This is a genomic window from Croceibacterium sp. TMG7-5b_MA50, from assembly GCF_039830145.1.
In the GTDB taxonomy this organism is placed as follows: domain Bacteria; phylum Pseudomonadota; class Alphaproteobacteria; order Sphingomonadales; family Sphingomonadaceae; genus Croceibacterium.
Genome location: NZ_CP156082.1, coordinates 2,859,737 through 2,883,958 on the forward strand (window position 1 = coordinate 2,859,737; position 24,222 = coordinate 2,883,958).

Consider the following 24,222-nt stretch of genomic DNA (forward strand, 5'->3'; position numbering starts at 1 on the left):
GCAAACTTGTGTCGTCTGCAGCGGGCGATCGGCCGCCTAAGCTGTGCATCGATTGCACCTGCGCAGCCAGCGCCCTGGGCTACCGTCGGGCGGCTTGACTGATGCAGGAACGGCCAGTTGTCAGCGTGATCGTCCCCGTCTGGAACGGCGAGGCAACGATCGAGGACACGATCCGGTCGCTGCTGCAGCAGAGCTACCCGGCAGCGGCAGTGCAGATCATCGTGGTGGACAACGGGTCCACTGACCGCACGGCTGAAATCATCGGCCGTTACCCGGAAGTGACCCTCTTGCGTGAGGAGAAGCCGGGCTCCTATGCCGCGCGAAATACCGGCCTGAAGATCGCCACGGGAACCTATGTTGCGTTCACCGATGCCGACTGCATGGCGCATGCCGCTTGGCTGTCCTCCGCCATCCCGCTGATCGAGGGCGACGCGCAGACCGGAATCGTGGCGGGCCGGATAGAGGTCATCCCCAGCGAAGGGGGATCGCAGCGGGCCTACCTGATCGAGAAGGAACTTTCGTTCAAGCAGCACGAGGCAGTCAAACGCGGAACATGCGTCACCGCCAACTGGGTGAGCCGCACCAGCGTCATCAGGGATGCGGGCGGTTTCGACGAACGGGTCAAGTCGGGCGGCGACTACCTGCTGTCGTCCAGGCTGTCCGGGCAGGGGCTGCGCATCGTCTATGCCGAGAACGCAGTGGTGTACCATCCCTCACGCGGCGACGTTTCCGAGTTGCTGAGAAAGCGGCGACGGGTCGCAGGCGGGGCCTGGGCGCGCAAGGACAAAAGCCTGTACCGGTTAATCCGCGCGGAGATCGCCGGATGCCTGCGCCGCCTTTCAGCCATGGCCCGCGCACCAGGCCTGCGATTGGGGCAGAAGATCAGCGTCATGCCGCTGGTGGTGCTGATGGCGACGACCTCCATCTCGGAGTTGCTGAGATTGTCCATGGGTGGCGATCCACGTCGGGCCTAGTCGGCCAGGCGCCTTTTTGGCTTTCCTACAGGCATATCCATCTTTAGCTGATCTTGGGTCTCGCGAAAAAGGAGGCCCCGATGCCCTACAACCAAACCAGCAATGAACGATTGTTCTGCCGTATTCCCGCCTCGCCGGCCGACGAGGTCGCCGCCACTCACGCCGGTTCCGAGAATCGTGTGCAGCACCAATCCTGCACTTCGTTCAAGTCGCGCGGAGTGGCGCCATGAGCGCGATCGATTTCGTGGCGCGTGCGATCGCCACGCAGGCCACAGCCGCGGTGCCGCAGACCTTTGCCGATCACCTGCGAGCAGCGGAGCGCACCGGGCTGAACCGGATCGACAGTATCGGTCATTCTGAAAGTGGGCTGGGCGCCGCGACTTATCTGAGCGACCTGCTGGCCGACGAGGCGCTGTTCCGGGACCATCCTGCGGCGGTGATCGCCATGGGCAAGGGCAAGTTCCTGCGCCTTGCGGGAGATGCGAGTGGCTATGTCACTCCCGAGCAGCTGGGCTGTCCGCGCTCCGCACCCGGCGTCAATCAGCAACCCTATATTCAAGCGGCGATCGCCTATGCCGAAGCCGTCGGCTTGCGCGGCGTGCTGCTGTCGCAGCCGCGTTACGAATTGTGGGCGCCGGTGCGGCCTGATGGCCTAAACTGGTTGCACCCGGCGGGATCGTGCCTGGTCGTGAGCAAGGGGATCGTCCTGCGCGGCAGCGGCGCGGGGCGCGTGATCTTGGAGTGTCGCAACGCCGTTGGCGGTCGCAATGACAACGTGGTGCAGCAGGCCGCCATTTCCGACTGGCAGGCGGATTGGCAACCGCGCGCCGCGAACGGCAAGGTGCCCTGGATCGGCAGCGCGATCCTGGTCGATCCCGCGGCGCCAGTCATCGATGAGCTCCTGATCGAGAATATCGAGATCGACGGAACTGCCGCCGAAGCTAGCGAGCCTAACCGGACCCATTGCGGGTTGCATTTACAGGGCAATGTTCGCCGCCTGCACCTGCGCGACTTCGCCATTCATGACTGCGCCGGTGATCTTTACGTTCGGAAGGGATCGTCGGAGCCGGCGGAGGAACTGCTCGAAAACTGCGTGTTCGCCGGTACCCCGGCCGCGGCCATCCTGTCCGTCAACTCGGGCCCCGGCCGCTATCTGAATGTCGTTGCGGGCCGGGCCGGCACGGTCGAGATCGTCAGTACCCTGGGGCATCACTTCAATGCCGTGCGGTTGCATGACATGCCTACCTGTCTGATCACCGGTAGCACAGATGGCGAGTTGCAAGCACCCGGACAGGAACAGCCCTACAGCCAATTCCATGAAGTGCTGGTCGAGAATGTGGCCGCCATGCAGCTTGGCGCCCACCTGCGCGGCCGCCTCAAGACTACCGACACGACAGTGGTGTTCCTCAATCGGGGTCGACTGGAAGATGTCGAGTTGGAGATCGATGCCTGGGCCGACCGCAAGGGCAACTTCGATGCCGTGACAATTGCCGGGCCACAGGACCGGGTCACGCCCATTCCGGGCAGCGAGACTGGCGCATTCTATGCCGTCCCATCCTTCCTTACGGTGCAGATCAGCGGCCGGCGGACCGCACGAGCGGCGCAGAGCGGCCATTGTGTCCGCACCCTGCTGGCCATGCAGGGCGGCCTGCTGGATCAGGACAGCGTTTCGTTCACGCTGACCGGAACCGCCGGGCAGGCTTTCGACCTAACCGGCACGGTACCGACGGGAGGAGCCGATCAAACCAGCCATCCTGCATTTCGCTGGCCTTGGTTGACGGTGAGCGAAAGCTTTCAGCCTTTGGCGCCGGCAGGTACGAATTTGACCGTGCCTGCTCCCGGAGCGTTCGACCTGGTCCTGCGTCCGGGCATCGCCAACAGCATCAGTGCCGCGGTCGAAGGCATTCATACGGCACGTCTGCTGCACCAGTTCGGCATGGCTGACGGGCAACGCGCGCGCATCAGTCTGTCCGATGGCGATGGGAAACGCATCATCCGCATCGCGCAGGCTGGCATGGGCGCCCGTTTGCCGGAAGACCGGCATCTTTGCCGGACAGGCGATTACATCGAGTTGCGTTGGGATGCGCATGCGCAGGTTTGGGTCGAAACAGCCTACTCCAGCAGCGAAAGCCGCGAACTTGGCGGCACGTTGACCATCGAGAATGCGCTTGAGGTGCAGGCGGGCGATGTCGCCTCCTTTGACATCCAAGTGCCAGGAGCGAACACCACCGACTGCATCACCGGGCTGGTATGGGGACAAGCGCGAACCGGCGCGCTTCAGATCAGTCCTGTTATCTCTGCATCTGGGCTGGTCACTGTCCATCTGCATAACCCGGCACTGACAGCCATCACCATACCGGAGGGTACGCAGGTGAACACCCTCGTGCGTAGAAACTTCCTGCCAAATCTGCCTCGGAACCCTGCCTTAAGCATCTACGGAATCGATGGGACGAGTGATGCACCTGTTGCCAACGTGATGAACTTGTTGCCTATGCTGCAGGCGATGGACCAACGGCTGACAGCCTTGGGTTACTAGAGCGGTTTCCGACCGCCGTGAGTCACGGATATTCACACGGGCGTGCAGATCTGAGTGTGCGCTGCACGCCTTCGGCGTCACAGTGCTGGCTGGGATGAAGGTCGGCATGGATTTGCGAACCGTTACCGATGAACCTACGGTCGCGCGCGACAACAGACCGGGCACGTTGTCGAGCAAGACCGTGGCGACATCCTGAGCCAGCGCGAGGCAGAGTTCGCAGCCGCGCCACCAGAGCCTCCATCACAATGGAGGCTCTGAAACAGCCCGCGCGCAAACCGTGGCACCGTTTATGAGTCTACCGCCGAGAAGGCTGTTGCTGCGCGCGGGTTCTTGCAAGTCCTTTGCCCCGGGGTCTGCTTGAAAGCCAACCACGTTGCATGGCAGAGCGGCCGGCTTGGTCAGGCAATCAGAAAAGAAAAGCCATCTTCGACATTGCCCTGGCCGGGATTGTAATAGGCGCCTTCGCCGCTATTCAGGAGAAATGCCGAGGCGGGCAGGTCGGGCAGATCAGGGGATGCCATGAACTGGACGTCGATGCCCGCCAAATCCGCCGGCGTGGCGATGTCTTGGTCAGAGGCCCAGGTCTCGGTCGCATGACCAGTCTGGGCGGAGCCGGTGTCCTGTAGATATCCCGCAAGAGCATCAGGGTCGTCTGCCCAGCTCACGTCCCGGTTGGTCGAGAACTCGAAGTTCCGGGACGAGCCGGTGGAGGCCAGCAAGTCGTGCGAGAGCCCCTCCAGCAGATTGGTGACGCTTCTGCCCTCGCCCAGAACGTCTTCGAGCAACCCGACCAAGCTAGGCAAAAGTCCTTCGCCGCCATCGGGTGCCGGACTCGGCTCATAAGATGATGATCCGGCAGGGGGCATGCGATCGACATCTCTTTCCGACAAGCCGGTCACGGGCCCGGAGGTGAGCCGGGCTCCTTCGGCCAGTTCGACTTCTGTATCAATCAGGTGGAGGGCACCGCCTTCGTTGTTGAACACGATGGTGCTGGTGCCGGCGTCTTCGAACTGGCTGTTGATGATCGTCACGTCGCCACCGGCACCCACCCACACCTGCCCCTGCGAAGTGGTGCCGCCAATCTTTTCGGGATCACGGCCGGTGGAATCGCGCATGACAATATCGTCGCCCCAGAGCCGGTAATTGCGCCCGTTGCCTTCGGACAATGCGTTGTCGAACACTACATGCGACGACTTGATGTCATATCCGCCATCCGCATTACCGCGGGCAACAGTGTCCCTGAAATAGATGTTGTAAGTTCCCCGTTCGGCAGAGAACCCGTCACCGTTCCAGTACTCCGTCGCGTCGCGGGTTTGGATCGCGTTTTCCATGATAACGCGCTGAAAGACGACGTCGTGGACCGTATCGTCCAGATGGACGCCCATGGCGAAATTGTCACCATCCTGCCGTTCGCTGTCGCCGCGAACATTCTGTATCAGCACATTATTGGTATCGTATTGCAGGCGTATGGCATTCTTAGAAAAACCAGATACGTCCACATTCTGAATAAGAAGTCCGCTAATCGTGGCTGTTTGTTCTTCGCCCGAAATGAGGTTCTCAAAAAATCGCCTGACGTTGTCAGCCTCCATATCCCGGACGGTAAGATTCTCGACATCGCCGATTACCCGTATGGCCGTTCCGGTATTCACGAAATGCATGTTCTCGAGCACAAGATTGTCCGCCCCGGCGGCGATGCGAAACAGTTCGTTGCCGTTCGCCTGTCCGACGGTCCAGTTCTCGGCCCGGCTCCCTTCGAAGACGGCAACTCCGCTCGTACCGTCGCGGTTGGTCGCCGTGATTGTCACCCCCGATCCGGTAATCGTCAGCGATCTGGTGGTGGTATAGGCGCCTTCATCCGCAGCTAGAACCACCGTGCCGCCTTCGCCAGCCTTGATCACGATGGAGTTGAGACTATCGATGGCCGCGGCGTTTGCCTTGCTGCTACCGCTCCGATCGCCCGAGCCGGTGGGCGAGACATATACTACTGACATTTGCCTTTCCTCTTCCAGTGGGTGGTGGAGCGTTGTAGCTAGTCGGCACGCTCCGAGCCGAACTCGCAACGGAGATGTGCCTGCTTACTGTATAAGAAAGCAGGCTTGGCCATGTAGTAATGTTGCGTATCTATAGAATCATAGTGAGGCCATAATGGACATCTCGGTCGTAATTCCGCTTTTCAATAAAAAGCCGCATGTCCAGGAAGCGATCCACAGTGTCTTGAACCAGACACTGCCCCCCCGTGAAGTCATCGTGGTGGATGACGGATCGACAGATGGCGGTTTGGATATTGTACGTGCGTTTGCAGATCCGCGGATTATCGTGCTGCAACGCTCTCCGCCGGGGCCCGGCGGCTATGCGGCTCGCAATCTGGGGATCGAGACGGCCAACGGGGAGTGGATCGCCTTCCTGGACGCTGACGATTGCTGGAAGCCCCGGCACCTGGCCGACATGGCGGCAGCGTGTGCGCCCCATGGCGAGGACGTCGGGGGCGTGTTCAGCCGGTACGTCATCAGCGGCGGCGACGGCGACAGGCTGAACCGCGCTGCACCGGACCTGCAGCATGGCGGCAAAGTCGATCTGGACGGATTGTTACGCGCTTGGCTGCGCACCAGGCGTTGCCCGATCTGGACGGGAGCCAGTGCCTTTCGCCGTGATGTCCTGCTGAAAGCGGGGTTGTTCCCCGCCGGGCGGGCGCGCCGTGGCGGGGATAAGGATTTGTGGCTGCGCGCCGCGGCGATCGCTCCGCTGGCCCACGTGAGCAATGCGAATGCCGTGTTCCGGCAGGACACGGTCAATCGGGTTTCGACCGGCACCGGGCATACGGACCTGCCGATCGTGGTGCAGACGATTCGGGCGATGATGCCGGTAATGCCGGCAGTTACCCGTCAGCTGCTGCGGCGCCTGTCCAATCAGGAGATCCTGATTTACGCACGATATGCGTCCCAGGCTGGAAGGGCAGTGGACACCAGCTTCTTCCGCGCGCTGTCCTATCCTGAAGGATTGCCGCACGCGCTGGGGATCATGGCCTTGCGGATCGGACGGCCGATATTGGGTCGGGTGCATCGACTGCTCCGCCCAGCCGCTCCGGTCCACAGAACAGCGTGACATTCACCCATGCCAACTGTGGGCATCGGTGAACGTCAAAGGGACGCGGTGAGCCCCACAGTGGCAATCAGGGAGTCGTAATTGGCACCCGGGCCAAAAGCGTCGCTGTCTCGCGTACGGTAATTCGCCGAGGCAGTCGCCTGGAAGCGGCGATTGATGAGCCAGCGCGTGGCAAACTCCGCGCCCAGAACCCTGGCATCGTTGTCCCGTTCGAAATAGTCCGCCTTCTCGTAGAACGCGCCAGCGGACAGGATCAGATTCCGCAGCAATTCATGGTCGGCGCCGAGGCGAAACTGGGTCGCCAGCGCGCCGGGCGAATTCACCAGCGCGAGCTGCCGGACGGTTCGCCGTGCCCGCAGGTTGATGGTGGTCAGTTGTGTGATCAGATAGTCGAGCCGGGTATCGATGGCCAGTGCGCCACGATTGTCCACGCTCGGGTCGCTGAAGCTTGCCTGGATGTAACCGGCCGATAGCCGGCCCAGCAGCAATGGCGTGATCTCGCTTTCGACACCCGCAAGCAATTCCAGCGTATCGACATCCCGGCCGGGGATAGATGGCACCGCATGCCGCCGCCATTCGTGGGTACCCGACACAAAGATGCGCGCGCCCGACGGGGTGTTGTAGCCGATCTGCGCGCCCGCCGTGTAGCTTTCGTAGTCCCGATCCCGGAGTGACTGCTCCACCCCGTTCAGTGTTGCGCTGTCCTCCAGGTTGAACTTTACGAAGGCACCGTTTGCGGACAGGAACCACCTGCCCATAGTGGTTGATGCGCGCAGGGTCGCCGTGGTGCGATCGGAAGCCACAGGCTGCAGTACGATCGCGATCTCGCTGGCAGAGAATTGATCGATCGCGCTTCGTTCCTGCGACAAGCCGACAGTCAGATCGGTTGCACGGGCAAGATCATACCGCCCAGTCAGACCAAGATCGTACGCGGTGAAGTCGCGCACGCTCTCGCTTGCGTAGAGGACCTGGCTGACGCTCGCCTCTGCACTAAGGCTGTGCCGCGACCATTGCGATCGCGCCCCCACGTTCGCCTCGGCGGAGGCGAACGCGTCGGAGGTTCCTTCTTCCGCGCGGTAGACATTGGAGTCGAACCCGGCCTGCAGATTTGCCGCGGCGTCTATCCTGAAGCCCCCGGCAAGCACGCCCAGAGGATCGTAGGCAGGGCGATTGCGCCCCGTGACCGTTACGCCTCGCGTGCCTCTGCTGCGCGGGACCACGGGTGACAGGGCGTTGTCGCGCTCGACTGCGGCCGGCAGACCTGGAGGGGGCAGCCTGAGGGGCTCTGGCCGGGGAGCCTGCGGCGTCGAACCGTCCTGCGCTGCCGCCATGGTGCTACATGCCAGCAAGCACGTCATCAAAGCGTAGACCATCGGCCTTGCCATCGAGCTTCCCCCCTCCTGCATGTATCTGACAATCACGTGGCGTCGTGCGCCCCGGCAATCAGAAATAACGCTCGCCCACACGGATCACGTCGCCGGGATTGATGGTCAGTGGCAAGCGCGGATCCGCTTCATATTCGGTATCATCGCCCGCACGCTGGATGAACACGCGGCTCTGATTTGCGCGATATGTGTAGCCGCCGGCCGTGGCGATGGCCCCCAGCAGGGTGACACCTTCGCGGGCCGGGTAGCTGCCGGGGCGTTCCACTTCACCCAGTACGAAGTAGGGCCGGAAGTCGAACACCTCGACAACGATGCTGGGGTTTTGCAGGTAACCGGCGGCGAACTGCTGCGTCAGCTGGGCTTCCAGTTCCTCGGCCGTCAGCCCAACGGCGGAAACGGCGCCGATCAGCGGCATGCTGACCGTTCCTGATCCTGTGATTTGGTATTCGCCGCTCAGTTCGGGCTGTCCGAACACATTGATCCGGACCTTGTCCCCCAGACCAAGCCGGTAGGCAGAGGCGGACTGTGCCGCGGCGGCGGATGTGATCGGAGGCGCGCTCCGACCGGCACAGCCGGCCGTGATGGCACAGGCCCCGCCAAGAACCAGGACCAGTAACAGTGTGCGAACAGTGCGCAGCAAGTCAGCCATGATTTTTCACTTCGCTCCCAACAAGGCGCCGTGCTGCCGATCGGACCACATGCAACACCATCACCATCAGTCGTTACGCCGACACAGCCTCATAGGCCTTGTAGTAATATCCGTCGGTCCCAAAACTGGCGGAAGCGCGCATGTTGACGAGCGTAAGCGCGGCACCCACGATTGTCGCCCCCGCCCGATCCAGCTCCTGAATGGCCAGCTTGCCCACATGAGCAGGGGTCTTGAGCCACTTCATGGCGAGCAGGGTGCCATTTGCCATCGCGGCGACGGCCCGGGCCTCAGCCACCGGGAGAACCGGCGCGCAATCGAGGATTACCAGATCGAAGAGACCTTCGAGTTGCCGGACAAGGTTCTCCATCTTTTCGGAAGCGAGCAGGCTGTAGTCGGAGGCAGTCGTCGGCCCTTGGCCCAGCAGGAATGCGCCGCTGGCCTCGTCCTGCAGCAGTGCGGCATCGAGCGGCGCCTTGTCCTTCAACACGTCAAGCAGGCCGGTGGGCTCGCCGGCGATCAGGCTGCGGGTGGCGGCGCGACGGCGAATGTCGCAATCGACCAACGCCACCCGTGTACCCTGGCGGGCGGCGGCACGGGCAAGGCTGACCGACAGGGTCGTCTTGCCTTCACCGGGCAAGCCCGAGGTTATCGCCAGCGACCGGACAGCCGGATTCACCTGGCCGACTTTCAATGCCGTCAGAATGGAACGGACCGATTCTGCGTACAGCGAGTCTTCATTGGCAAGCAGGTAGTCGGATGGCCCGCGCGGGCTCTTGTCGGAAAGTGTGACGCCCTTGACGGTGTTGAGGTTCGGCAGCGAGCTTAGTGCCTGGATGTTGAGCCCACGCTCCAGCTCCGATCGGCTGCGATAGCCGCGATCCTTCATCTCCAGCAGCATGGCCGCCAGGGCGCCAGCGATGAGGCCGCCTATGATGGCACCCACGGCGAAGGCCGGCAGGCTGGGGGAAGTCGGCAGTCCTGGCACCGATGCAAGGGCGATCACGTAGGCGTTGCTCTGCTCGGTCCCGGTTGCCGCGACGTTTTCCCGGTACCGGTCCAAGAGTGCCTGGTACAGTGAACGGGAGCTTTCGGCATCACGCAGCAACTCGTTCAAGCGCACGGATGCATTGTTCGCCGACAGCAGCGCGGATTGGGCATTGTTGATGGATTGCTGCAGCGACTGCGCCCTCTGGCGTGCAGCAGCGGCTGCGCTGGTATCAGTGGCTCGGGCACGGCTGACCTCGGCCGCGATGGCCTCGTTCACCTCGGCGAGACGCTGCCGGGCCGCGACGATGCGCGGGTGGCGCTCGCCAAGTTGCGTGCTCTGCTCCCGCAGTTCGGCGTTGAGCCGGGCCTGCTCGCCGCGAAGTTCGGTCACGATGCTGGAATCGGCGGTAGAACTTCCGGCAGTACCGCGTGCGCTTGCGGCCGCACGTGCATCGGCGGCTGCCTGTTCAGCACGGGCGGAGGCCAGTTGCGAATTGAGCGAGGAGATTGCCTCGCGCGAGGCGGTACCGTCCCCGGTGATGTCGGCCATGTTCGTGCGGGCGCGGTAATCGGCAACAGCAGATTCGGCAGCAAGGACGTCGCCCCGCATCTGTTCCAGTCGCTGGCGCAGCAGTTCCGTCTCGCGCTCGCGGCTGCGGGACCGAGCCGTACGGGTGCCGTTGATATACGAATCGATCGTTGCATTGACGATCGCGGCAGCCAGTTCAGGGTCTGCGTTGCTGTAGGAGATTATGATGGCATAGGACACGCCCTGGCGCTGAACTGACAGGCTGTTGCGGACCACGTTGATCGCACGAGACCGGGCCGCCTCAGCCGACGGAGCGGTTGCGCCTTCGGCGAACCCGAAGCCAGCCCGTCGGGCAAGCTGCAACTGGTCGACAACGGCGGCTGCCACGTCGGGGGACGTGATCACCTGCACTTCGGTGTCAACGGTGGCCGAGTCCACGACAAGCGGACGCGTCTCGTTCACCGCCACCACTTCTTGCACCTGGCGGTCGACCCCGACTCGCCCGGTCGCAGAGTACACACGATCCGACAGCAGGTAGGCGGCTGCGGCAAGGGCAATCACTACTGCCATGGCGGCCAGGATCGGCCAAAGGCGCCTGCGCAACACGGCGGCGATCTCGCCAAGGTCGATTAGGCCCCGCTCTTCCTGCACCGCAGGTGGGTAACTGCCATACGCGGGTTGGGCATTCATTTCCATGGTATACACCTTGCCGCGACGGGTTGTATTTGGATTTTCTTACGGTGCGTCATGTCAATCAAGCGATTCACGCATCTGCTGTGGCTTGATAATGCCCCATGTACCAGTCGGCAAACTTCTGCAGGCCTTCGGCTAGCATGACTTTGGGCTTGTAGCCGGTCAGTTCCGCCAGTCGCGACACGTCCGCGTAGGTGGCGGTTACGTCGCCCGGCTGCATAGGGCGCATGATCTTTTCAGCCTTGCGGCCGATCGCTGTCTCCAGCGCTTCGATCATCTCCATCAGTCCGACAGGGTGGCTGTCACCGATGTTGAGGATGCGATGCTGCCCATTCTCCGGCGGATTATCGAGCGCACCGACAATGCCGTCCACAATGTCATCAATATAGGTAAAATCCCGCGCCATGCGGCCCTCACCATAGACTTCGATTGCCTCGCCCCGAAGGATCTTCTGCGTGAAGCTGAAATAGGCCATGTCGGGCCGTCCCCACGGGCCATAAACGGTGAAGAACCGAAGCCCCGTCTGCGGGAAGCCGTACAGGTTGGCATATGCCTCGCTCATCAGCTCGCAACTGCGCTTGGTCGCAGCATAAAGCGAAACCGGGCTCGTGGCAGGCTCATCCTCCTTGAAGCCTGCGCCCCCGAGCGGCTTGTTGCCGTAGACCGAGCTGGAGGAGGCATAGACCAGGTGCACAAAACCGGGCGCGTGCCGGCACGCCTCCATAACCGCCAGATGACCGGCGAGGTTTGATCGCTCGTAAGCGAACGGGTTCTCGATGCTGTAGCGCACGCCCGCCTGCGCGGCGAGATGCACCACACGCTTGATGCCGTTATCGGCGATCAAGCGTGCCACTTCCTCCCCGTTCGCAACATCCATCCGGCGGAAGTCGAAGCTGTTACGCCCGGCGAAGGTCTTCAGCCGCGCCTCTTTCAAAGCGGGGTCGTAATAATCGTTCACGATGTCCAGGCCGATGACCCGCTCGCCACGGTCAAGCAACCGGTGCGCTGTCGCGTGGCCGACGAAGCCGGCAGCGCCCGTCACCAGAACAGGTTCGGTACTCATCAGCGGTTACATCCTTTTGCCAATCCGCCAAGAGTCACGGACAGTTCCACCAGCCTGCACTGGATCGGCACGAGCCGGCCGGTGGCCCGCCGGCTCGTGGCCTACCCGGTCAGGCGTTTTCCAGCCCGTGCTTTGCTTCCGGCAGCACATCGGTCCGGGCGCCCGGCTCGATCCGGCCGATGCCGATGCCCCGCAGGCCAGCCCGCTCGACCTCTTCGGCCGGGTAGACGTTGCGCAGATCGATCAGCAGCGGCTGCTTCAGCCCCTCCTTGATGCGCTTCAGATCCAGTGCCCGGAACTCGTCCCACTCCGTTACGAGCACCACTGCATCGGCATCCGCCGCCGCTTCATAAGGGTTGGCGGAAAACTCGACATTCTGCAGCATCGGCTTGGCCTGCTCGACACCTTCCGGATCGTAGGCACGAACCTTGGCCCCGCCGTCCTGCAGTGCTTGGATAATGGCGATGCTCGGCGCGTCGCGCATGTCATCGGTGTTGGGCTTGAACGTCAGGCCCAGGATGGCCACCGTCTTGCCGCGTACGTCGCCGCCACAGGCCTTGATGACCTTGCGCCCCATGGCGCGCTTGCGGCTATCGTTTACCTGCACGGTCGCTTCGACGATGCGCAGCGGCGTGTCGTTGTCGTCAGCCGTCTTGAGCAGGGCCAACGTGTCCTTCGGGAAGCACGAACCGCCGTAACCCGGACCAGCATGCAGGAACTTGGGCCCGATACGATTGTCGAGCCCAATGCCCCGCGAAACCTCCTGCACATCTGCGCCGACCTGTTCGCACAGATCCGCGATCTCATTGATGAAGGTGATCTTTACCGCCAGGAAGGCGTTCGCGGCATACTTGATGAGCTCCGCCGTGCGCCGTCCGGTGAAGAGCAGCGGCGCAGCCTTGTTCAACGACAACGGGCGGTAGATTTCACCCATAACCTGCCGCGCCTCGGGATCGTCGGTCCCGACCACGACCCGGTCGGGCCGCTTAAAATCCTCGATTGCGGCACCTTCACGCAAGAATTCCGGGTTTGACGCCACCATGACACCCGCATTCGGAGCGACCTCGGCCATGATGCGCTCGACCTCGTCACCGGTGCCCACCGGCACGGTCGACTTGGTGACGATCACGCATGGCTTGGTGATGTTTTCCGCGATCTCGCGGGCCGCAGCGAACACGTAGGACAGGTCCGCATGGCCATCGCCCCGGCGGGAGGGAGTGCCCACCGCGATGAACACGGCATCCGCATCCTTCACGCCCGCCGCCACATCGGTGGTGAAGGACAGGCGGCCGGCGCGCACATTGCTGCTTACCAGATCGGCCAGACCTGGTTCGTAGATCGGCATCACGTTCTGGTGCAGCAGCTCGATCTTGCGGGCATCCTTGTCGACGCAGACAACTTCATGACCGAAGTCAGAAAAGCATGCACCGGAAACCAGGCCGACATACCCTGTGCCGATCATCGTAATACGCATGTATTTTCCTCGCCGCCAAAAGCTACTTAGCAGGTGCAGCAAATCCGATGCGACGTCAATTGGCTTGCTCGAGAGCCATCCCGATGTGGGATGGCGGACACTTGGCGATTGACAAGGCGCCGTTGACCCGTCGGCTGGGTCAACGTCGCTTGCTCACGTTCCGGTTTACGGAACCGTGATCGGTTGGGTGCCTGCGCAGGTTATCGTCAGCGCGTGCGTGCCACTAGATGCGGCGATCGCCCGAGGGACCATCAGCCCGCCGTAATCGACGCGTTCGCCAGCAGCAGCCCAAGCGAGGGATCGCCGACATACGAAGCGCCCCGGCCGGCGCTTGCCGTGCTTAATGGGTTGACGCAGAACTGCGCTGCCACCGACGCGGTAACCGGCGTGGTGATCGCGATGCGGTACCACCCGTCGTTCAGGGGCACGATGGAAGCGAAGTTCGCCACCTCGTCGTTCGCCATTCGGCTCACTGCTCCAGCCCCTACCAATTCGAAATTGGCCCATTTGGCTGACGTTGTCCCTCCAAGCGCGCTGGGCAGCCAGAGCTGTGCATGGTTCCGCCCGTCAGGCTTCACGTCGACCTGGAAGCGGTAGGCTGTGCCCGCCGCCAACTGACCTCCGCTGGGCATGACGAGGTTGCGGGCACCTGTTGTCGCCGTTTCACGAACGCGGTCCGCAGTCACAGCCCCGGTAGCGGGGTTGGCGGCCACATTGGCTTCGATAGTCAGGCGGGTAGGGGCCCATGCTTCGAACTCGTTCGCGCTCACCGCGAACCCGACCGGGGACACGCTCGGCGTCGACTCGGGAATGGGCGCCGGCGCCGGCGTTGGCGTTGGCGTTGGCGTTGGAGTCGGAGTCGGGGCAGGAACAGGCGTCGGCGTCGGTGTCGGCGCCGACTCGGGGATCGGTGCAGGCGTTGGCGCCGGGGCCGGGGTGGGAAGGGGCGCCGAAACTGCGTCCGACACCAGGATCGGGTCGGAATTGCTCAAGGTGATCGTGCGGCCGTCGGGCAGCACAACGCGGCTGCCGATCGCCGCGCTGTTGCAGCGCGCCAGCACCTGGCCCGGCTGATAGGCGGCCATGTTCGTCAGCCGCACTTCGCCCACGAAATCCTCGAACAGGAAGATCGGCTTGTCGGGGGCGCCATAGCACTCGAACGTCTCGAAGATGCTGGGGCCTTCGGTCGCGCTGTCGATCTTGACGATCATGTGGGCCGTGCGCGGATTGATCGAGATGATCCGCCCGTGCCGGGTGGAGCCGCCCCAGATCTTGAAGTTCTGGCGCGCATCCTGGCAGATGACGTTGTGCATCCGCCAATTGCCACCCTTCAGGTCCACGCCCGTATCGGAGAAGTGGGCAAAGTAGCAGTCGCGGATCTCGCCGTCCGCATACCCGCCCTCGATGCTGAGACCATCCATGTTGCCGACCGCGCCGGCTTCGCTGTATCCATGGAAGCCATAGCACCGCTCGATCAGGAAGCCGGTGCCCGCATAGATGGGGTTCTCCCACAGCTTGCCGTGGAGGTTGATCATCGCTTCAACGTCCTTGTAGACGTAGTATGGCGAGCCGCACCAATACAGGTCGCGGAATGTCAGGTTGCTCAACGCTCCCCTGAACTTGAACATGCCGTAGCCGTCCGACCCGGCACCCGCTTGGGTCGCGCGCATCCGTTCAAAGGTGGCCCCGTTGATGGTGGTGTTGGTGGTCGTGTTGCGATCCCACCGCAGGGCCAACCCGCACCGGTCCATTTCAATGTCGGTCATCGTCATGCCCGAAAGGTCGTTGCTGGTCTTGGCGACGAGGTATACGCCACGGATGCGGTTGTTCTGCGAGGAGGTGAATCCGACCGGGGCTGACGGCTCCAGCCAGGCCTTGCTGGACGGGTTGATGTTCGGGCCAACGGGTGCCGGCAGGATCAGGTCGATCGATGGCACCGCGTCCAGGTAGGACAGGTGCGTGGGCTGTACCCACGGCCTCGGCGTGAACAGGCCCAGCTTGTAGGCATCGGCCTTGAAGCTGACCTTGGCGCTAGCGATGGAGGTAGCGTCAAGCAGGCCGTCGAATGCGTCCTCGCTCAGCTTGCGACCTTGCTCTGCAAGAGTGATCCGTCCGTCGAAGGTCTCCAGAATGTCGGAAACGGGTATGTTCGAGTTGAAAGCCATGGCGAGTTCTATCCTCTGCTTGCTGCACTTGGGGTGGAGCCGCGGACGTGGTGCGATGCGCCCGGCTTGCACTGCCGATTGGCAGGCGGGTCGCGGCCGCGGGGTCTTGCCCTTCGTCGGAGGTTGCGGTTCGTTGGGCTGCGACTGTCGGGGTGATCAGGTCGGGTGTCGTCGCCGCCGACGGAACCGGTCAGGCGGTGCCTCGAAGTCTCGCATTGGGCCTCTTCAACTAATGGCCCGCAAGCAGCTAAAGACAGGTTCCGATGTAGGAAAATGGTTTCTTGACCGATCCGCTCGCGCGGCGCTCAGGCTGGTTGCGAATGCACGATGGTCAAAGTCAGTCGGTATGGCTTTATGGATGTCAGCATGACGATCTCGATGCCGCGTCGCCGGGCGCTGGGCCTGCTTGCGATGGCGCCGGTGGCGTGCTGCGCCCGGGCGGAGCCCGATATACCTCGGCCGCCCGCGCCCGAGCAGCCGATTGCCCAACGCGGTAATGGTGGGGCCGGTGCGGGAACGCTCTTGTCCGGGGCCCTGAAAAGCGGCGCGGTGGACGCCGGCACCGACACGGCTTTCCGCATTCGCAAGGGTGATCCGGTAAGGGGCGTGAGGTTGCACGATCTTGTGACCGCCGCGTCGCCGGAATGGCTGCTGGATTGCTCGCCCCAGGGTAGCTTGGAAGACGCAATGATAGAGCGGGTGGCCGCACGATGCGGTCGCGGGTGCATTCGCATCCGTGGCACCAGCGCCCGGGTGCTGGTGCGCGACGTTCAGGCGGGCGGTTCGGTTATCCGGGATCGCAGGCGGCTTCCCGGCGGCATGGTGCTGTCGGGAGACGCATCCGATATCACGATCGAGCGTGTCTCGATGAGTGGCTTCCGCTCGCAATGGGCAGACGATCGGTACTGGAACGGCGATGGCTTCGCCACGGAGCGCGGGAACCGGCGCATCGTCATCCGCGACTGCAGCGCGATCGACAACACCGATGGCGGTTTCGACATGAAGGCTGCCGACTCGCAATTCGCGGGCATCAACCTTGCGCAAGGCAATGCGCGCAATTTCCGGTTCTGGAGCAGCTGGGAGGCCGCCACGCTGGTCAGCCTGGAGCCTGTCCGGCGCGGCGGCCGGGGCGGGCGGGCGCATTTCGGCATCTACGGCAAGCAGGCGGAACCGCGCACCCTGCGAATCGAACGGCTGGTTGCCCGGGCTGCCGGGGACAACCGTGCGCCGCTGTTCAAGGTCGAGGCGACTGGCCCGGTCACGGTCATCGTCGGTTCGCACGACCTCGCGCTTCCGCCCGGCACGCCCCTGTTGGACAAGGTGGATGACGCTGCGGTGGAGTTCGTCTGGCATTCGGGTGAACCGCGCCTGTGACCGCGTGCGTTTGCGTGATCATGGTGCTGCTGGCACGCAGCGCCTCCATGCTTTAGGACGCGGGTATGGAGAACGAGTTCGTTGGCGCAGCGCCCATGATGCCGGCGCTGGTGCTATGGCCGGTGCTGCTGGCCTTCGTGTGCGTGACAGCGCTTGTGGTCTGGAGGACTCCCTCCGCCGCCGCCCGCTTTGTGATCGCCGCGTTCGCGACGCGCTTCGCCGCCTCCGCGATCCCCTTCATCACCTTTCGGCCCTCTCCTGCGGGTCTGTCATGGAACGCGCTCATATCTGTGGGTCTGGTCGCGACTGGCATGCTGCTGGTCCGGCCATCGCGTCTGCGCCTGCCGGCGATGATCCCGCTGTACCTGCTGCTGCTGCTGATCGTCATCAGCGGGGTGCTGAACAGCCAGTATGCTGGCCTCGCGGACATGTTCGTGAAGTACATGCTGTTCGGCGTGATGCTGCTTCTGTCCGCCGACGCGGTCACGGAATTGGGGGACGAGCGGTTCCTCAAAACGCTCATCTGGCCTTTCGCGCTGCCGCTCACCCTGCAGTTGCTGTCCGTTGCGCTGGGGGTGGCGAAGGCGGCGGAAACTGATGGATCCACCAGCTACATCGGTGGCTACAACCATGAAGGCGCATTCTCCGTCATGATGGTTGCCGGGCTGACGATCACGTGCCTTGCCCCGCGATGCCACGCCTTGATCAAGGGACCACTGATCGTGGCGTTCACGGTCGGCATCGTGCTGGCGAACTACCGCACATCCATCCTGGGCGCCCTGCCATTGCTGGCGGTGACGTTGGCGACCGGGGGCACCCGCCGGTTCGCGGTGGCGCAGCGCCCCTTCATAGCCGGGCTGATGATGATAGTGGTGGCGGGTTGCGGCCTGCTGGTGGCTTTGGCAGGGCAGGAGCGGTTCAGTGACCTGACCGTCATCTTGGATCAGGGCGGACAGATCATCCAGCCCCCGGGAGATTTCAGTGAGGACGGGCGCCGATTACTGTCGGGCCGCGCCTACATCTGGAGCGAGTACCTGTATGCGTATGCGGACGGCACCCAGCTGCAGCAACTGCTGGGTTTCGGTCCGAATTCGTGGGTAGGCCGGTTCCGGCTCTATGCCCATAACACCTTGGTCTCAACCTTGTGGGAGCTAGGGGTGATTGGTGTCGGCGCGATGCTGCTGCTGTGGGGCTGGATGATCGTGCTCGCTGCCCGTATTCCCGGTACGAACAGGCTGCGGATCATGGCCGCACTTATCGGGTTCATCCTGCTGGCGATGGCGACCATGCCGATGTGGATGATCGAGGGTCTGATGCTGCTGGCCGTGCTTGGCGGCCTGACCATCGCGGGAACGCGGCAGCGTGTCCGGGCCGGGCCGCATGCACAGCTTCCACTCACCGGTGCCGCCTTCGGATAACCGCCGCGGCCGATGCGCAGCTGACGGTCATCCTGTCCCGATTTGGCTAAGTGGCGAGGGCGCTCTGGCGTTCGCCGGCATTATCCGATAGGGTTTTGTGCACTGCAGCAATTCACTGCGCGGCCGGGACATTGGGGGTTCCGGATCAAGGACGAAGGGGACGACATTGGCTGACTCAACTGCGCAGGGCCAGGCTGGGTCTGCGAGGCCGCTGGTCATGGTCGTGGGCGCACGTGGGATCCCCGATGTGGAAGGGGGCGCGGAAAAGAACGCGGAAATGATCTTCCCGCTGATCGCATCCCGCGGCTACCGCGTCATCCTGGTCGGACTTGAAGGTCTGGTGCAGCGCGAAACTTATCGCGGGGTCGAGCTTCACCCGGCGCCAAATCGCCGGCTGTTGAAGACAGACAAGCTGTTCTACTACCTCCATGCTGTAAAGCTCGCCCGCCGCCTGCGCCCGGACATCGTGCATATGCAGGGGCTCGGTGCCTCCCTGTTCCTGCTTGCGTACAAGGCGATGGGCGCGCGCACGGTGGTTCGCTACGGTTCGGCCGATTACACCCTGTCCAAATGGGGTGTCATCGGCAAGGCGGGCTTCTTCGCTGCGGAAATGCAGGCGCGGGCGGCAGACGCCGTCATCTCGGTTGCGCCCTCGCTCTCGCGCCGTCTCGCAAAGCACGGCATCTCCAAGAATGTCCGGCTGATCGGCAATGCAATCGACGTGCCGGCCGCCGGTGAGAGCACGCATCAATCCGGCACCGTGCCGCAGATGGCGAAGGGGCCGTTCATCCTCTTCGTCGGGCGGGTGACGATGCAGAAGAATGTTCATGGCTTGCTGGAAGGGTTCCGACTTTACCAGCAGCGAACCGGGAACACGCGGCATCGCCTGCTCCTTGCAGGCGGACTGGAGGATGAGGAATATGTCCGGTCGTTGCAGCCCCTGCTAGGCGACAATGTCGATCTGCTGGGGCGGTGCAATCGTGGGCAGCTGGAAGAGCTTTATGGGTCGTGCGACCTGTTCATCAACAGTTCCGTACACGAGGGTGCGTCCAATGCCGTGCTGGAGGCGATCAGCCGGAACTGCCCGACCGTACTGAGCGGGATTGCCGAGAACCGGGATTTCGGCCTGCCGGAACGCGCCTATTTCAACCAGGACGATCCGGCGGAGATCGCGGGGGCGATGGAGCGCGCGCTGGCCGATCCCGATGCCTACAGGGTCGATCGGTCCAAATTCATGACCTGGCCGCTGGTCGCTGAAAAGACGCTCAAAGTCTATGAAGAGATCCGGCGCTGACATGGCGGCGGTGGCTAAGCCGCGCGTCCTGTTCGTCATCAACTCGCTTGCGGGGGGTGGTGCCGAGCGGGTGCTGCTGACCTTGCTGGAAGGCTCCGAAGGGCTTCGGGATCGGGTCGATTTCTCCCTGGCCCTGCTCGATGACGAACCGCGTGCCTACTCACCCCCCGGCTGGCTCACCGTCCACCAGTTGGACGTGCGACGGTCGCTGCTGCGCAGCATATTGCAGCTTCGCCGGCTCGTCCGCCAGCAGAAGCCGGACCTGATCGTCTCGTTCCTGACCCGCAGCAACTTGGCCAGTACCGTTGTCGCCCGTGGTTCGGGCCTGCCCAACGTGATCAGCGAACGGGCCAACACCTCCGGGCATTTCAAGCCCACCCTGGCGGGCAACCTCTCCCGCCGGCTGGTTGCCGCCCTGTATCCGCGCGCTTCGCGGGTGATCGCCGTGTCTCGCGGTATCGCCGATGATCTGGTCCGGAACTTTGGCGTGCGCCGGGATCGGATGGACGTCATCGCCAACCCGCTGCCGGCTGATCGCGTGCAGCATCTGGCGCGGCAGGAAAGCGGCCTGTCGGTGCCGCGCCCCTTCTGCGTCGCGGTCTCGCGGCTGACGCCTGGCAAGAACGTGCGCATGGTGGTGGATGCGTTCGCCCGCTCCGGCCTGCCCGGATCGCTGGTGATCTTCGGTGAAGGGCCAGAGCGGGCGGCAATCGAAGCCGCGATCGAGCAACATGGACTGGCTGGGCGCGTGCTGCTGCCCGGTTTTGCCAGCAATCCTTTTTCAACCATGCGCCATGCCGACTTCTACGTCAGCGCATCCAATGGGGAAGGCTTCCCCAACAGCCTGGTGGAGGCACTGGCCCTCGGCCTGCCGGCAATCGCCACCAACTGCGCCTCCGGCCCGTCGGAAATCCTGGCGGACCTTTCGCGGGAGGAGGTCCATGGCCTAACCATCGCACCCTACGGCATCCTCACAGACACGAATGCTGTCGACCAACTTGCCGACGCGATGCAGGCGATTTCCGGCGAGGCGGAGCGGCTGCGCGCCGCAGGACCAGTCCGGGCCGCCGAATACAGCGTGGAACGCGCCTGTACCCGTTATTGGGAGACCATTGCGCACGCCCTCGATCGGCCAAGCCTCCTCTCGAGGTAACGGGCGGCGCTGCGCGCCATCCGGCTGATCGTGGAGACGGGCGGAGCAGCCCAGGGTCCGACGAAGCGTAGTGTCGTTGGGCAGGCTGCGTAGGGCCGACGCCGATCTACCAGCAGCCGCGCACCAGCGATCCCCTTCCGCGGCACCGGGCCCACACTTACCTGCTGCGCAAGCTGGTGATCGATTGGCCCAATTAAGTGTGCTGCGCCGGCGTGACCCACATCCCGATGCGTTGCGGGTTTTTCTAGCTGCTGGCGATCATGGGCTGGGCGACCCGCAAAAGCGCATGCGCACACCAAGCGCTAGTATGCAGAAATTTTAGGGAAGTTCATTCACCGACAGCCCCGAGGGCCGGGCTGTGGCGGAGACGGAGGGATTCGAACCCTCGGTACCCTGATAGAGTACGGTTCCTTAGCAGGGAACTGGTTTCAGCCACTCACCCACGTCTCCGGAAGCGGGGCCTATAACGAGGGGGAGGGCCGCTATCAAGCGCCCCTTCGCTCTATAGTGCCCCTAATCGACGCGGCTACTCCGCCGCCTGCATGCCGGCGGGGCCGAACAGGCCGAAACCCTCGTCCGGCGCACCGGCTGCGGGCTCCTCCGCCTCGTTGGCGGCAGAGCGGGCCTTCTGCCGGCTGTCAAAGCTGGACCATACATCGTTCCAGTTGCCGCGCGTCGCGGCCTTGGAATATTCCGTGGCACGGGTTTCGAAGAAGTTCGCGTGCTCCACCCCGTTCAGCAGCGGGGTCAGCCAGGGCAGCGGATGCTCGTCGATCAGATAGATCGGCTTCAGGCCCAGCTGCTCCAGCCGCCAGTCGGCGATGTAGCGGATGTACTTCTTGATCTCCTTGGCCGTCATGCCCTGCACCGGGCCCATCTCGAAGGCGAGGTCAATGAAGGCATCCTCCAGCCGGATGGTGGTCTGACACACATCGGCAATGTCGTCCTTCACCGCCTTGGTCAGGCATTGGCGTTCCTGGGTGAAGGCGTGGAACATGCGCGTGATGCCTTCGCAATGCAGGCTCTCGTCGCGGACCGACCAGCTGACGATCTGCCCCATGCCCTTCATCTTGTTGAAGCGCGGGAAGTTCATCAGCATGGCGAAGCTGGCGAACAGCTGCACCCCTTCGGTGAAGCCGCCGAACATGGCCAGCGTGCGGGCGATGTCCTCGTCATTGTCGACGCCGAAGTTCTGCATGTAGTCATGCTTGTTCTTCAGCTCGTCATACTCGAGAAACGCCCCGTATTCGCTTTCCGGCATGCCGATCGTGTCGAGCAGGTGGGAATAGGCGGCGATATGGACCGTTTCCATGTTGCTGAAAGCGGTCAGCATCATCTTGATCTCGGTCGGCTTGAACACGCGGCCGTACTTCTCGTGGTAGCAATCCTGCACCTCCACGTCGGCCTGCGTGAAGAAGCGGAAGATCTGCGTCAGCAGGTTACGCTCGTGATCGGACAGCTTCTGCGCCCAGTCGCGGCAATCCTCGCCCAGCGGCACCTCTTCGGGCAGCCAGTGCAGCTGCTGCTGGCGCTTCCAGAAGTCGTACGCCCACGGATACTCGAACGGCTTGTAGGTCTTGCGGGCTTCGAGAAGGGACATGGGCTGCAGGCCTTGTGATATGCGACGGATCGGCGTGGTTTGTACCACCTGATGTGGTCTCCGCGCCTCGTGCTGACTACATATAGTAGGCCGCAGGGGAGGCAAGAGTCGCATGCAGGATAAGGCCGATGCCACCTGCCGCAAAGGCCGGCGGGCCGGAGGGTGTGGACAAAACGGTGGACGGTTCGCACACCCGCCGTCGGGTGCGCTGCATGATGGGCGCCGTTCAGGGCGCGATGCAGGTCTTCGCAACGGTCAGCGCACAGACCAGCCCCTCGGGCTCAAACCGGCGTTCCCAGCTGCCGCCCAGCTGGCCGGTGATGCTCATCTCCACCAGCCGTGAACCGAAGCCGTCCATCCGCTCCACTGCGGCAGGTGCGGGACCGCCACGTTCCGTCCAGCGAAGCAGCAGGGTGTCGCCCCGGTCGTCGATGGTCAGGTCGACAACGCCATCTTCCGCACCCAGGGCACCGTACTTGGCAGAGTTGGTGGCCAGTTCGTGGAACACCAGTGCCAGCGGCGTGGCAGCGCGTGCGGCGATGGCGCTATCGTCGCCCACCACCCGCACGCGGCTTTCGCCCGCGGCGGTATAGGGCTGGAACAGGTCGCCCAGCAGACCCAGCAGCGTGTTGCGGTGATCGGCCCCGGTGGGGCGCACGTAATCATGCGCCCGGCCCAGCGCGCGGATCGTGCCGGTCAGCTCGTCGGCGAAGCTCTTGTGCTGCGGCTGCTTGCGCGCCGACAGGCTGATGAGGCCCGCCACCACGGCGAAGATGTTCTTGATCCGGTGCGACAGCTCGCGCGCCAGCAGATCGCGGCTTTCGGACTGGCGATGCACGCTGTCAATGTCGGTCGCGGTGCCGAACCAGCGCACGATCCGGCCCTCGTCGTCATGCACCGGCGCCGCGCGTGCCACGACCCAGCGGTACTCGCCATCATGGCGCCGCACCCGATGCTCCAACTCGTAAGGCTGGCCGGTGCGGATCGACTCGGCCCACTGGTCCTTGCAGCCGGGCAGATCCTCCGGATGGACGATCTCGCTCGCATCCAGCGTGGTGCAGCCCGTGAAGTCCTGCATCTGCTGGTTGAAGTAGGTGAACTGGCCTTCCGCATCGGCCGACCAGACCAGCGCCGGCACGCTGTCCGCTAATGCGCGCACCAGAAAATCGTGCCGCTGCACCTGCAGCAGCGCGCGCAGGTCGCTGCGCCGGGCATTGAGCCGCCGCATCACCGCCCGTGCCAGAACGGCAAGGCCATCCTGTTGGAACTGCGTCAGACCGGCGGGGCGGGCAGTGCTGTCGATCACGCACAGCGATCCCAGCGGCACGCCGTCGTCCGTCACCAGCGGCTGCCCGGCATAGAAACGGATTTCAGGCGCCCCGGTGACCAGCGGATTGTCGACGAAGCGCCCGTCCTGCGTCGCGTCGGGCACCTGCATGATCTGCCGTTCATGCATGGCATGCGCGCAGAATGACTGGTCGCGCGGGGTCTCACTGACATCGAGGCCGGTGCGCGCCAGGAACATCTGCGTGTCCGCCTTCACCAGGCTGACCAGCGATATCGGCGTGTCGCACAGCTGCGCGGCGAAGCGGACGATGCCATCCAGCTCCTCGTCCCCCGTCAGCGCATCGCTGCCGAAGCTGGCAAGCTCCGCCAACCGGGCATCATCCGGCGATTGCCCGGTCCGGCCGTCAGGCCAGGGCTCAAGATGCGTAGGTTTCACGGGGGGTATCTCTGGCACCTCATTACCAGAACCATCGGCCTCACCACAAGTCAAATGCATGCGAGGCGTTTGCGTGGGTGTCGCGCAATGGTATAAGGCGGCG

The 24,222-nt window shown here is 63.5% G+C and carries 16 protein-coding genes, 1 tRNA gene and 1 pseudogene; 8 read left to right on the plus strand and 10 right to left on the minus strand.

What is annotated here, in order from left to right; all coding sequences use genetic code 11:
* Positions 1-101: 101 nt before the first annotated feature.
* Both V5740_RS13180 and V5740_RS13185 read left to right on the plus strand, forming a co-directional pair.
* Positions 102-974 carry a glycosyltransferase gene (locus tag V5740_RS13180; RefSeq protein ID WP_347302931.1) on the plus strand — a complete coding sequence of 291 codons (873 nt, stop codon included), beginning with the start codon at positions 102-104 and terminating at the stop codon, positions 972-974.
* A gap of 226 nt (positions 975-1,200) precedes the next feature.
* Positions 1,201-3,510, plus strand: a complete 2,310-nt coding sequence (locus V5740_RS13185; protein WP_347302932.1) for a hypothetical protein — start codon at positions 1,201-1,203, stop codon at positions 3,508-3,510.
* A 398-nt stretch (positions 3,511-3,908) separates the two neighbouring features.
* On the opposite strand, the gene V5740_RS13190 is transcribed toward V5740_RS13185, so the two are convergent.
* On the minus strand, positions 3,909-5,501 hold the full coding sequence (locus V5740_RS13190; protein ID WP_347302933.1) for a hypothetical protein: 1,593 nt from the start codon (positions 5,499-5,501) through the stop codon (positions 3,909-3,911).
* Positions 5,502-5,655: 154 nt separating this feature from the next.
* On the opposite strand from V5740_RS13190, the gene V5740_RS13195 reads away from it, so the two are divergent.
* The gene (locus V5740_RS13195) at positions 5,656-6,612 is read left to right on the plus strand and encodes a glycosyltransferase family A protein (RefSeq protein WP_347302934.1); all 957 of its coding nucleotides are present in this window, start codon (positions 5,656-5,658) and stop codon (positions 6,610-6,612) included.
* A gap of 35 nt (positions 6,613-6,647) precedes the next feature.
* Here V5740_RS13195 and V5740_RS13200 read toward each other — a convergent pair whose 3' ends face one another.
* The 6 genes from V5740_RS13200 to V5740_RS13225 form a co-directional block, all read right to left on the minus strand.
* Entirely contained in the window at positions 6,648-7,943 is a 1,296-nt protein-coding gene (locus V5740_RS13200; protein ID WP_347302935.1) for an outer membrane beta-barrel protein, read from the minus strand.
* 112 nt (positions 7,944-8,055) lie between these two features.
* The gene (locus tag V5740_RS13205; RefSeq protein WP_347302936.1) at positions 8,056-8,646 is read right to left on the minus strand and encodes a polysaccharide biosynthesis/export family protein; all 591 of its coding nucleotides are present in this window, start codon (positions 8,644-8,646) and stop codon (positions 8,056-8,058) included.
* 73 nt (positions 8,647-8,719) lie between these two features.
* On the minus strand, positions 8,720-10,858 hold the full coding sequence (locus V5740_RS13210) for a polysaccharide biosynthesis tyrosine autokinase (RefSeq protein ID WP_347302937.1): 2,139 nt from the start codon (positions 10,856-10,858) through the stop codon (positions 8,720-8,722).
* Between the two features lie 67 nt (positions 10,859-10,925).
* Positions 10,926-11,918 carry an NAD-dependent epimerase/dehydratase family protein gene (locus tag V5740_RS13215; RefSeq protein ID WP_347302938.1) on the minus strand — a complete coding sequence of 331 codons (993 nt, stop codon included), beginning with the start codon at positions 11,916-11,918 and terminating at the stop codon, positions 10,926-10,928.
* A gap of 109 nt (positions 11,919-12,027) precedes the next feature.
* Complete coding sequence (locus V5740_RS13220; RefSeq protein WP_347304534.1) at positions 12,028-13,392, minus strand: UDP-glucose/GDP-mannose dehydrogenase family protein; 1,365 nt, start codon at positions 13,390-13,392, stop codon at positions 12,028-12,030.
* 251 nt (positions 13,393-13,643) lie between these two features.
* Positions 13,644-15,557, minus strand: a complete 1,914-nt coding sequence (locus V5740_RS13225; RefSeq protein WP_347302939.1) for a hypothetical protein — start codon at positions 15,555-15,557, stop codon at positions 13,644-13,646.
* 366 nt (positions 15,558-15,923) lie between these two features.
* Between V5740_RS13225 and V5740_RS13230 the strand changes: the two genes are divergently transcribed.
* From V5740_RS13230 to V5740_RS13250, 5 genes and pseudogenes are all read left to right on the plus strand, one after another.
* A complete protein-coding gene (locus V5740_RS13230; protein ID WP_347302940.1) occupies positions 15,924-16,931 on the plus strand; it encodes a hypothetical protein in 1,008 nt (335 codons plus the stop codon).
* 65 nt (positions 16,932-16,996) lie between these two features.
* A complete protein-coding gene (locus tag V5740_RS13235) occupies positions 16,997-18,349 on the plus strand; it encodes a hypothetical protein (RefSeq protein ID WP_347302941.1) in 1,353 nt (450 codons plus the stop codon).
* A 217-nt stretch (positions 18,350-18,566) separates the two neighbouring features.
* The gene (locus V5740_RS13240; RefSeq protein ID WP_347302942.1) at positions 18,567-19,643 is read left to right on the plus strand and encodes a glycosyltransferase family 4 protein; all 1,077 of its coding nucleotides are present in this window, start codon (positions 18,567-18,569) and stop codon (positions 19,641-19,643) included.
* Positions 19,624-20,796 carry a glycosyltransferase gene (locus V5740_RS13245; protein ID WP_347302943.1) on the plus strand — a complete coding sequence of 391 codons (1,173 nt, stop codon included), beginning with the start codon at positions 19,624-19,626 and terminating at the stop codon, positions 20,794-20,796. The genes V5740_RS13240 and V5740_RS13245 overlap by 20 nt, the downstream gene beginning before the upstream one ends.
* Before the next feature lie 104 nt (positions 20,797-20,900).
* Positions 20,901-21,041: pseudogene (locus tag V5740_RS13250) on the plus strand (IS3 family transposase); the annotation flags it as partial.
* A gap of 114 nt (positions 21,042-21,155) precedes the next feature.
* Here V5740_RS13250 and V5740_RS13255 read toward each other — a convergent pair.
* From V5740_RS13255 to V5740_RS13265, 3 genes are all read right to left on the minus strand, one after another.
* Positions 21,156-21,246 (minus strand) — tRNA-Ser (locus tag V5740_RS13255).
* Positions 21,247-21,322: 76 nt separating this feature from the next.
* Entirely contained in the window at positions 21,323-22,396 is a 1,074-nt protein-coding gene (locus tag V5740_RS13260) for a ribonucleotide-diphosphate reductase subunit beta (protein WP_347302944.1), read from the minus strand.
* A 226-nt stretch (positions 22,397-22,622) separates the two neighbouring features.
* A complete protein-coding gene (locus V5740_RS13265) occupies positions 22,623-24,119 on the minus strand; it encodes a PAS domain-containing protein (protein WP_347302945.1) in 1,497 nt (498 codons plus the stop codon).
* Between the last annotated feature and the right edge of the window lie 103 nt (positions 24,120-24,222).

What these genes read in the sequence shown, in the direction of transcription:
- V5740_RS13210 (WP_347302937.1), bottom strand. Translation starts at nt 10,858, where the DNA reads ATGGAAATGAATGCCCAACCCGCGTATGGCAGTTACCCACCTGCGGTG.
- V5740_RS13225 (WP_347302939.1), bottom strand. Translation starts at nt 15,557, where the DNA reads ATGGCTTTCAACTCGAACATACCCGTTTCCGACATTCTGGAGACCTTC.
- V5740_RS13235 (WP_347302941.1), top strand. Translation starts at nt 16,997, where the DNA reads ATGGAGAACGAGTTCGTTGGCGCAGCGCCCATGATGCCGGCGCTGGTG.
- V5740_RS13200 (WP_347302935.1), bottom strand. Translation starts at nt 7,943, where the DNA reads ATGGCGGCAGCGCAGGACGGTTCGACGCCGCAGGCTCCCCGGCCAGAG.
- V5740_RS13190 (WP_347302933.1), bottom strand. Translation starts at nt 5,501, where the DNA reads ATGTCAGTAGTATATGTCTCGCCCACCGGCTCGGGCGATCGGAGCGGT.
- V5740_RS13215 (WP_347302938.1), bottom strand. Translation starts at nt 11,918, where the DNA reads ATGAGTACCGAACCTGTTCTGGTGACGGGCGCTGCCGGCTTCGTCGGC.
- V5740_RS13185 (WP_347302932.1), top strand. Translation starts at nt 1,201, where the DNA reads ATGAGCGCGATCGATTTCGTGGCGCGTGCGATCGCCACGCAGGCCACA.
- V5740_RS13205 (WP_347302936.1), bottom strand. Translation starts at nt 8,646, where the DNA reads ATGGCTGACTTGCTGCGCACTGTTCGCACACTGTTACTGGTCCTGGTT.
- V5740_RS13180 (WP_347302931.1), top strand. Translation starts at nt 102, where the DNA reads ATGCAGGAACGGCCAGTTGTCAGCGTGATCGTCCCCGTCTGGAACGGC.
- V5740_RS13195 (WP_347302934.1), top strand. Translation starts at nt 5,656, where the DNA reads ATGGACATCTCGGTCGTAATTCCGCTTTTCAATAAAAAGCCGCATGTC.
- V5740_RS13230 (WP_347302940.1), top strand. Translation starts at nt 15,924, where the DNA reads ATGACGATCTCGATGCCGCGTCGCCGGGCGCTGGGCCTGCTTGCGATG.
- V5740_RS13245 (WP_347302943.1), top strand. Translation starts at nt 19,624, where the DNA reads ATGAAGAGATCCGGCGCTGACATGGCGGCGGTGGCTAAGCCGCGCGTC.
- V5740_RS13240 (WP_347302942.1), top strand. Translation starts at nt 18,567, where the DNA reads ATGGTCGTGGGCGCACGTGGGATCCCCGATGTGGAAGGGGGCGCGGAA.
- V5740_RS13220 (WP_347304534.1), bottom strand. Translation starts at nt 13,392, where the DNA reads ATGCGTATTACGATGATCGGCACAGGGTATGTCGGCCTGGTTTCCGGT.
- V5740_RS13260 (WP_347302944.1), bottom strand. Translation starts at nt 22,396, where the DNA reads ATGTCCCTTCTCGAAGCCCGCAAGACCTACAAGCCGTTCGAGTATCCG.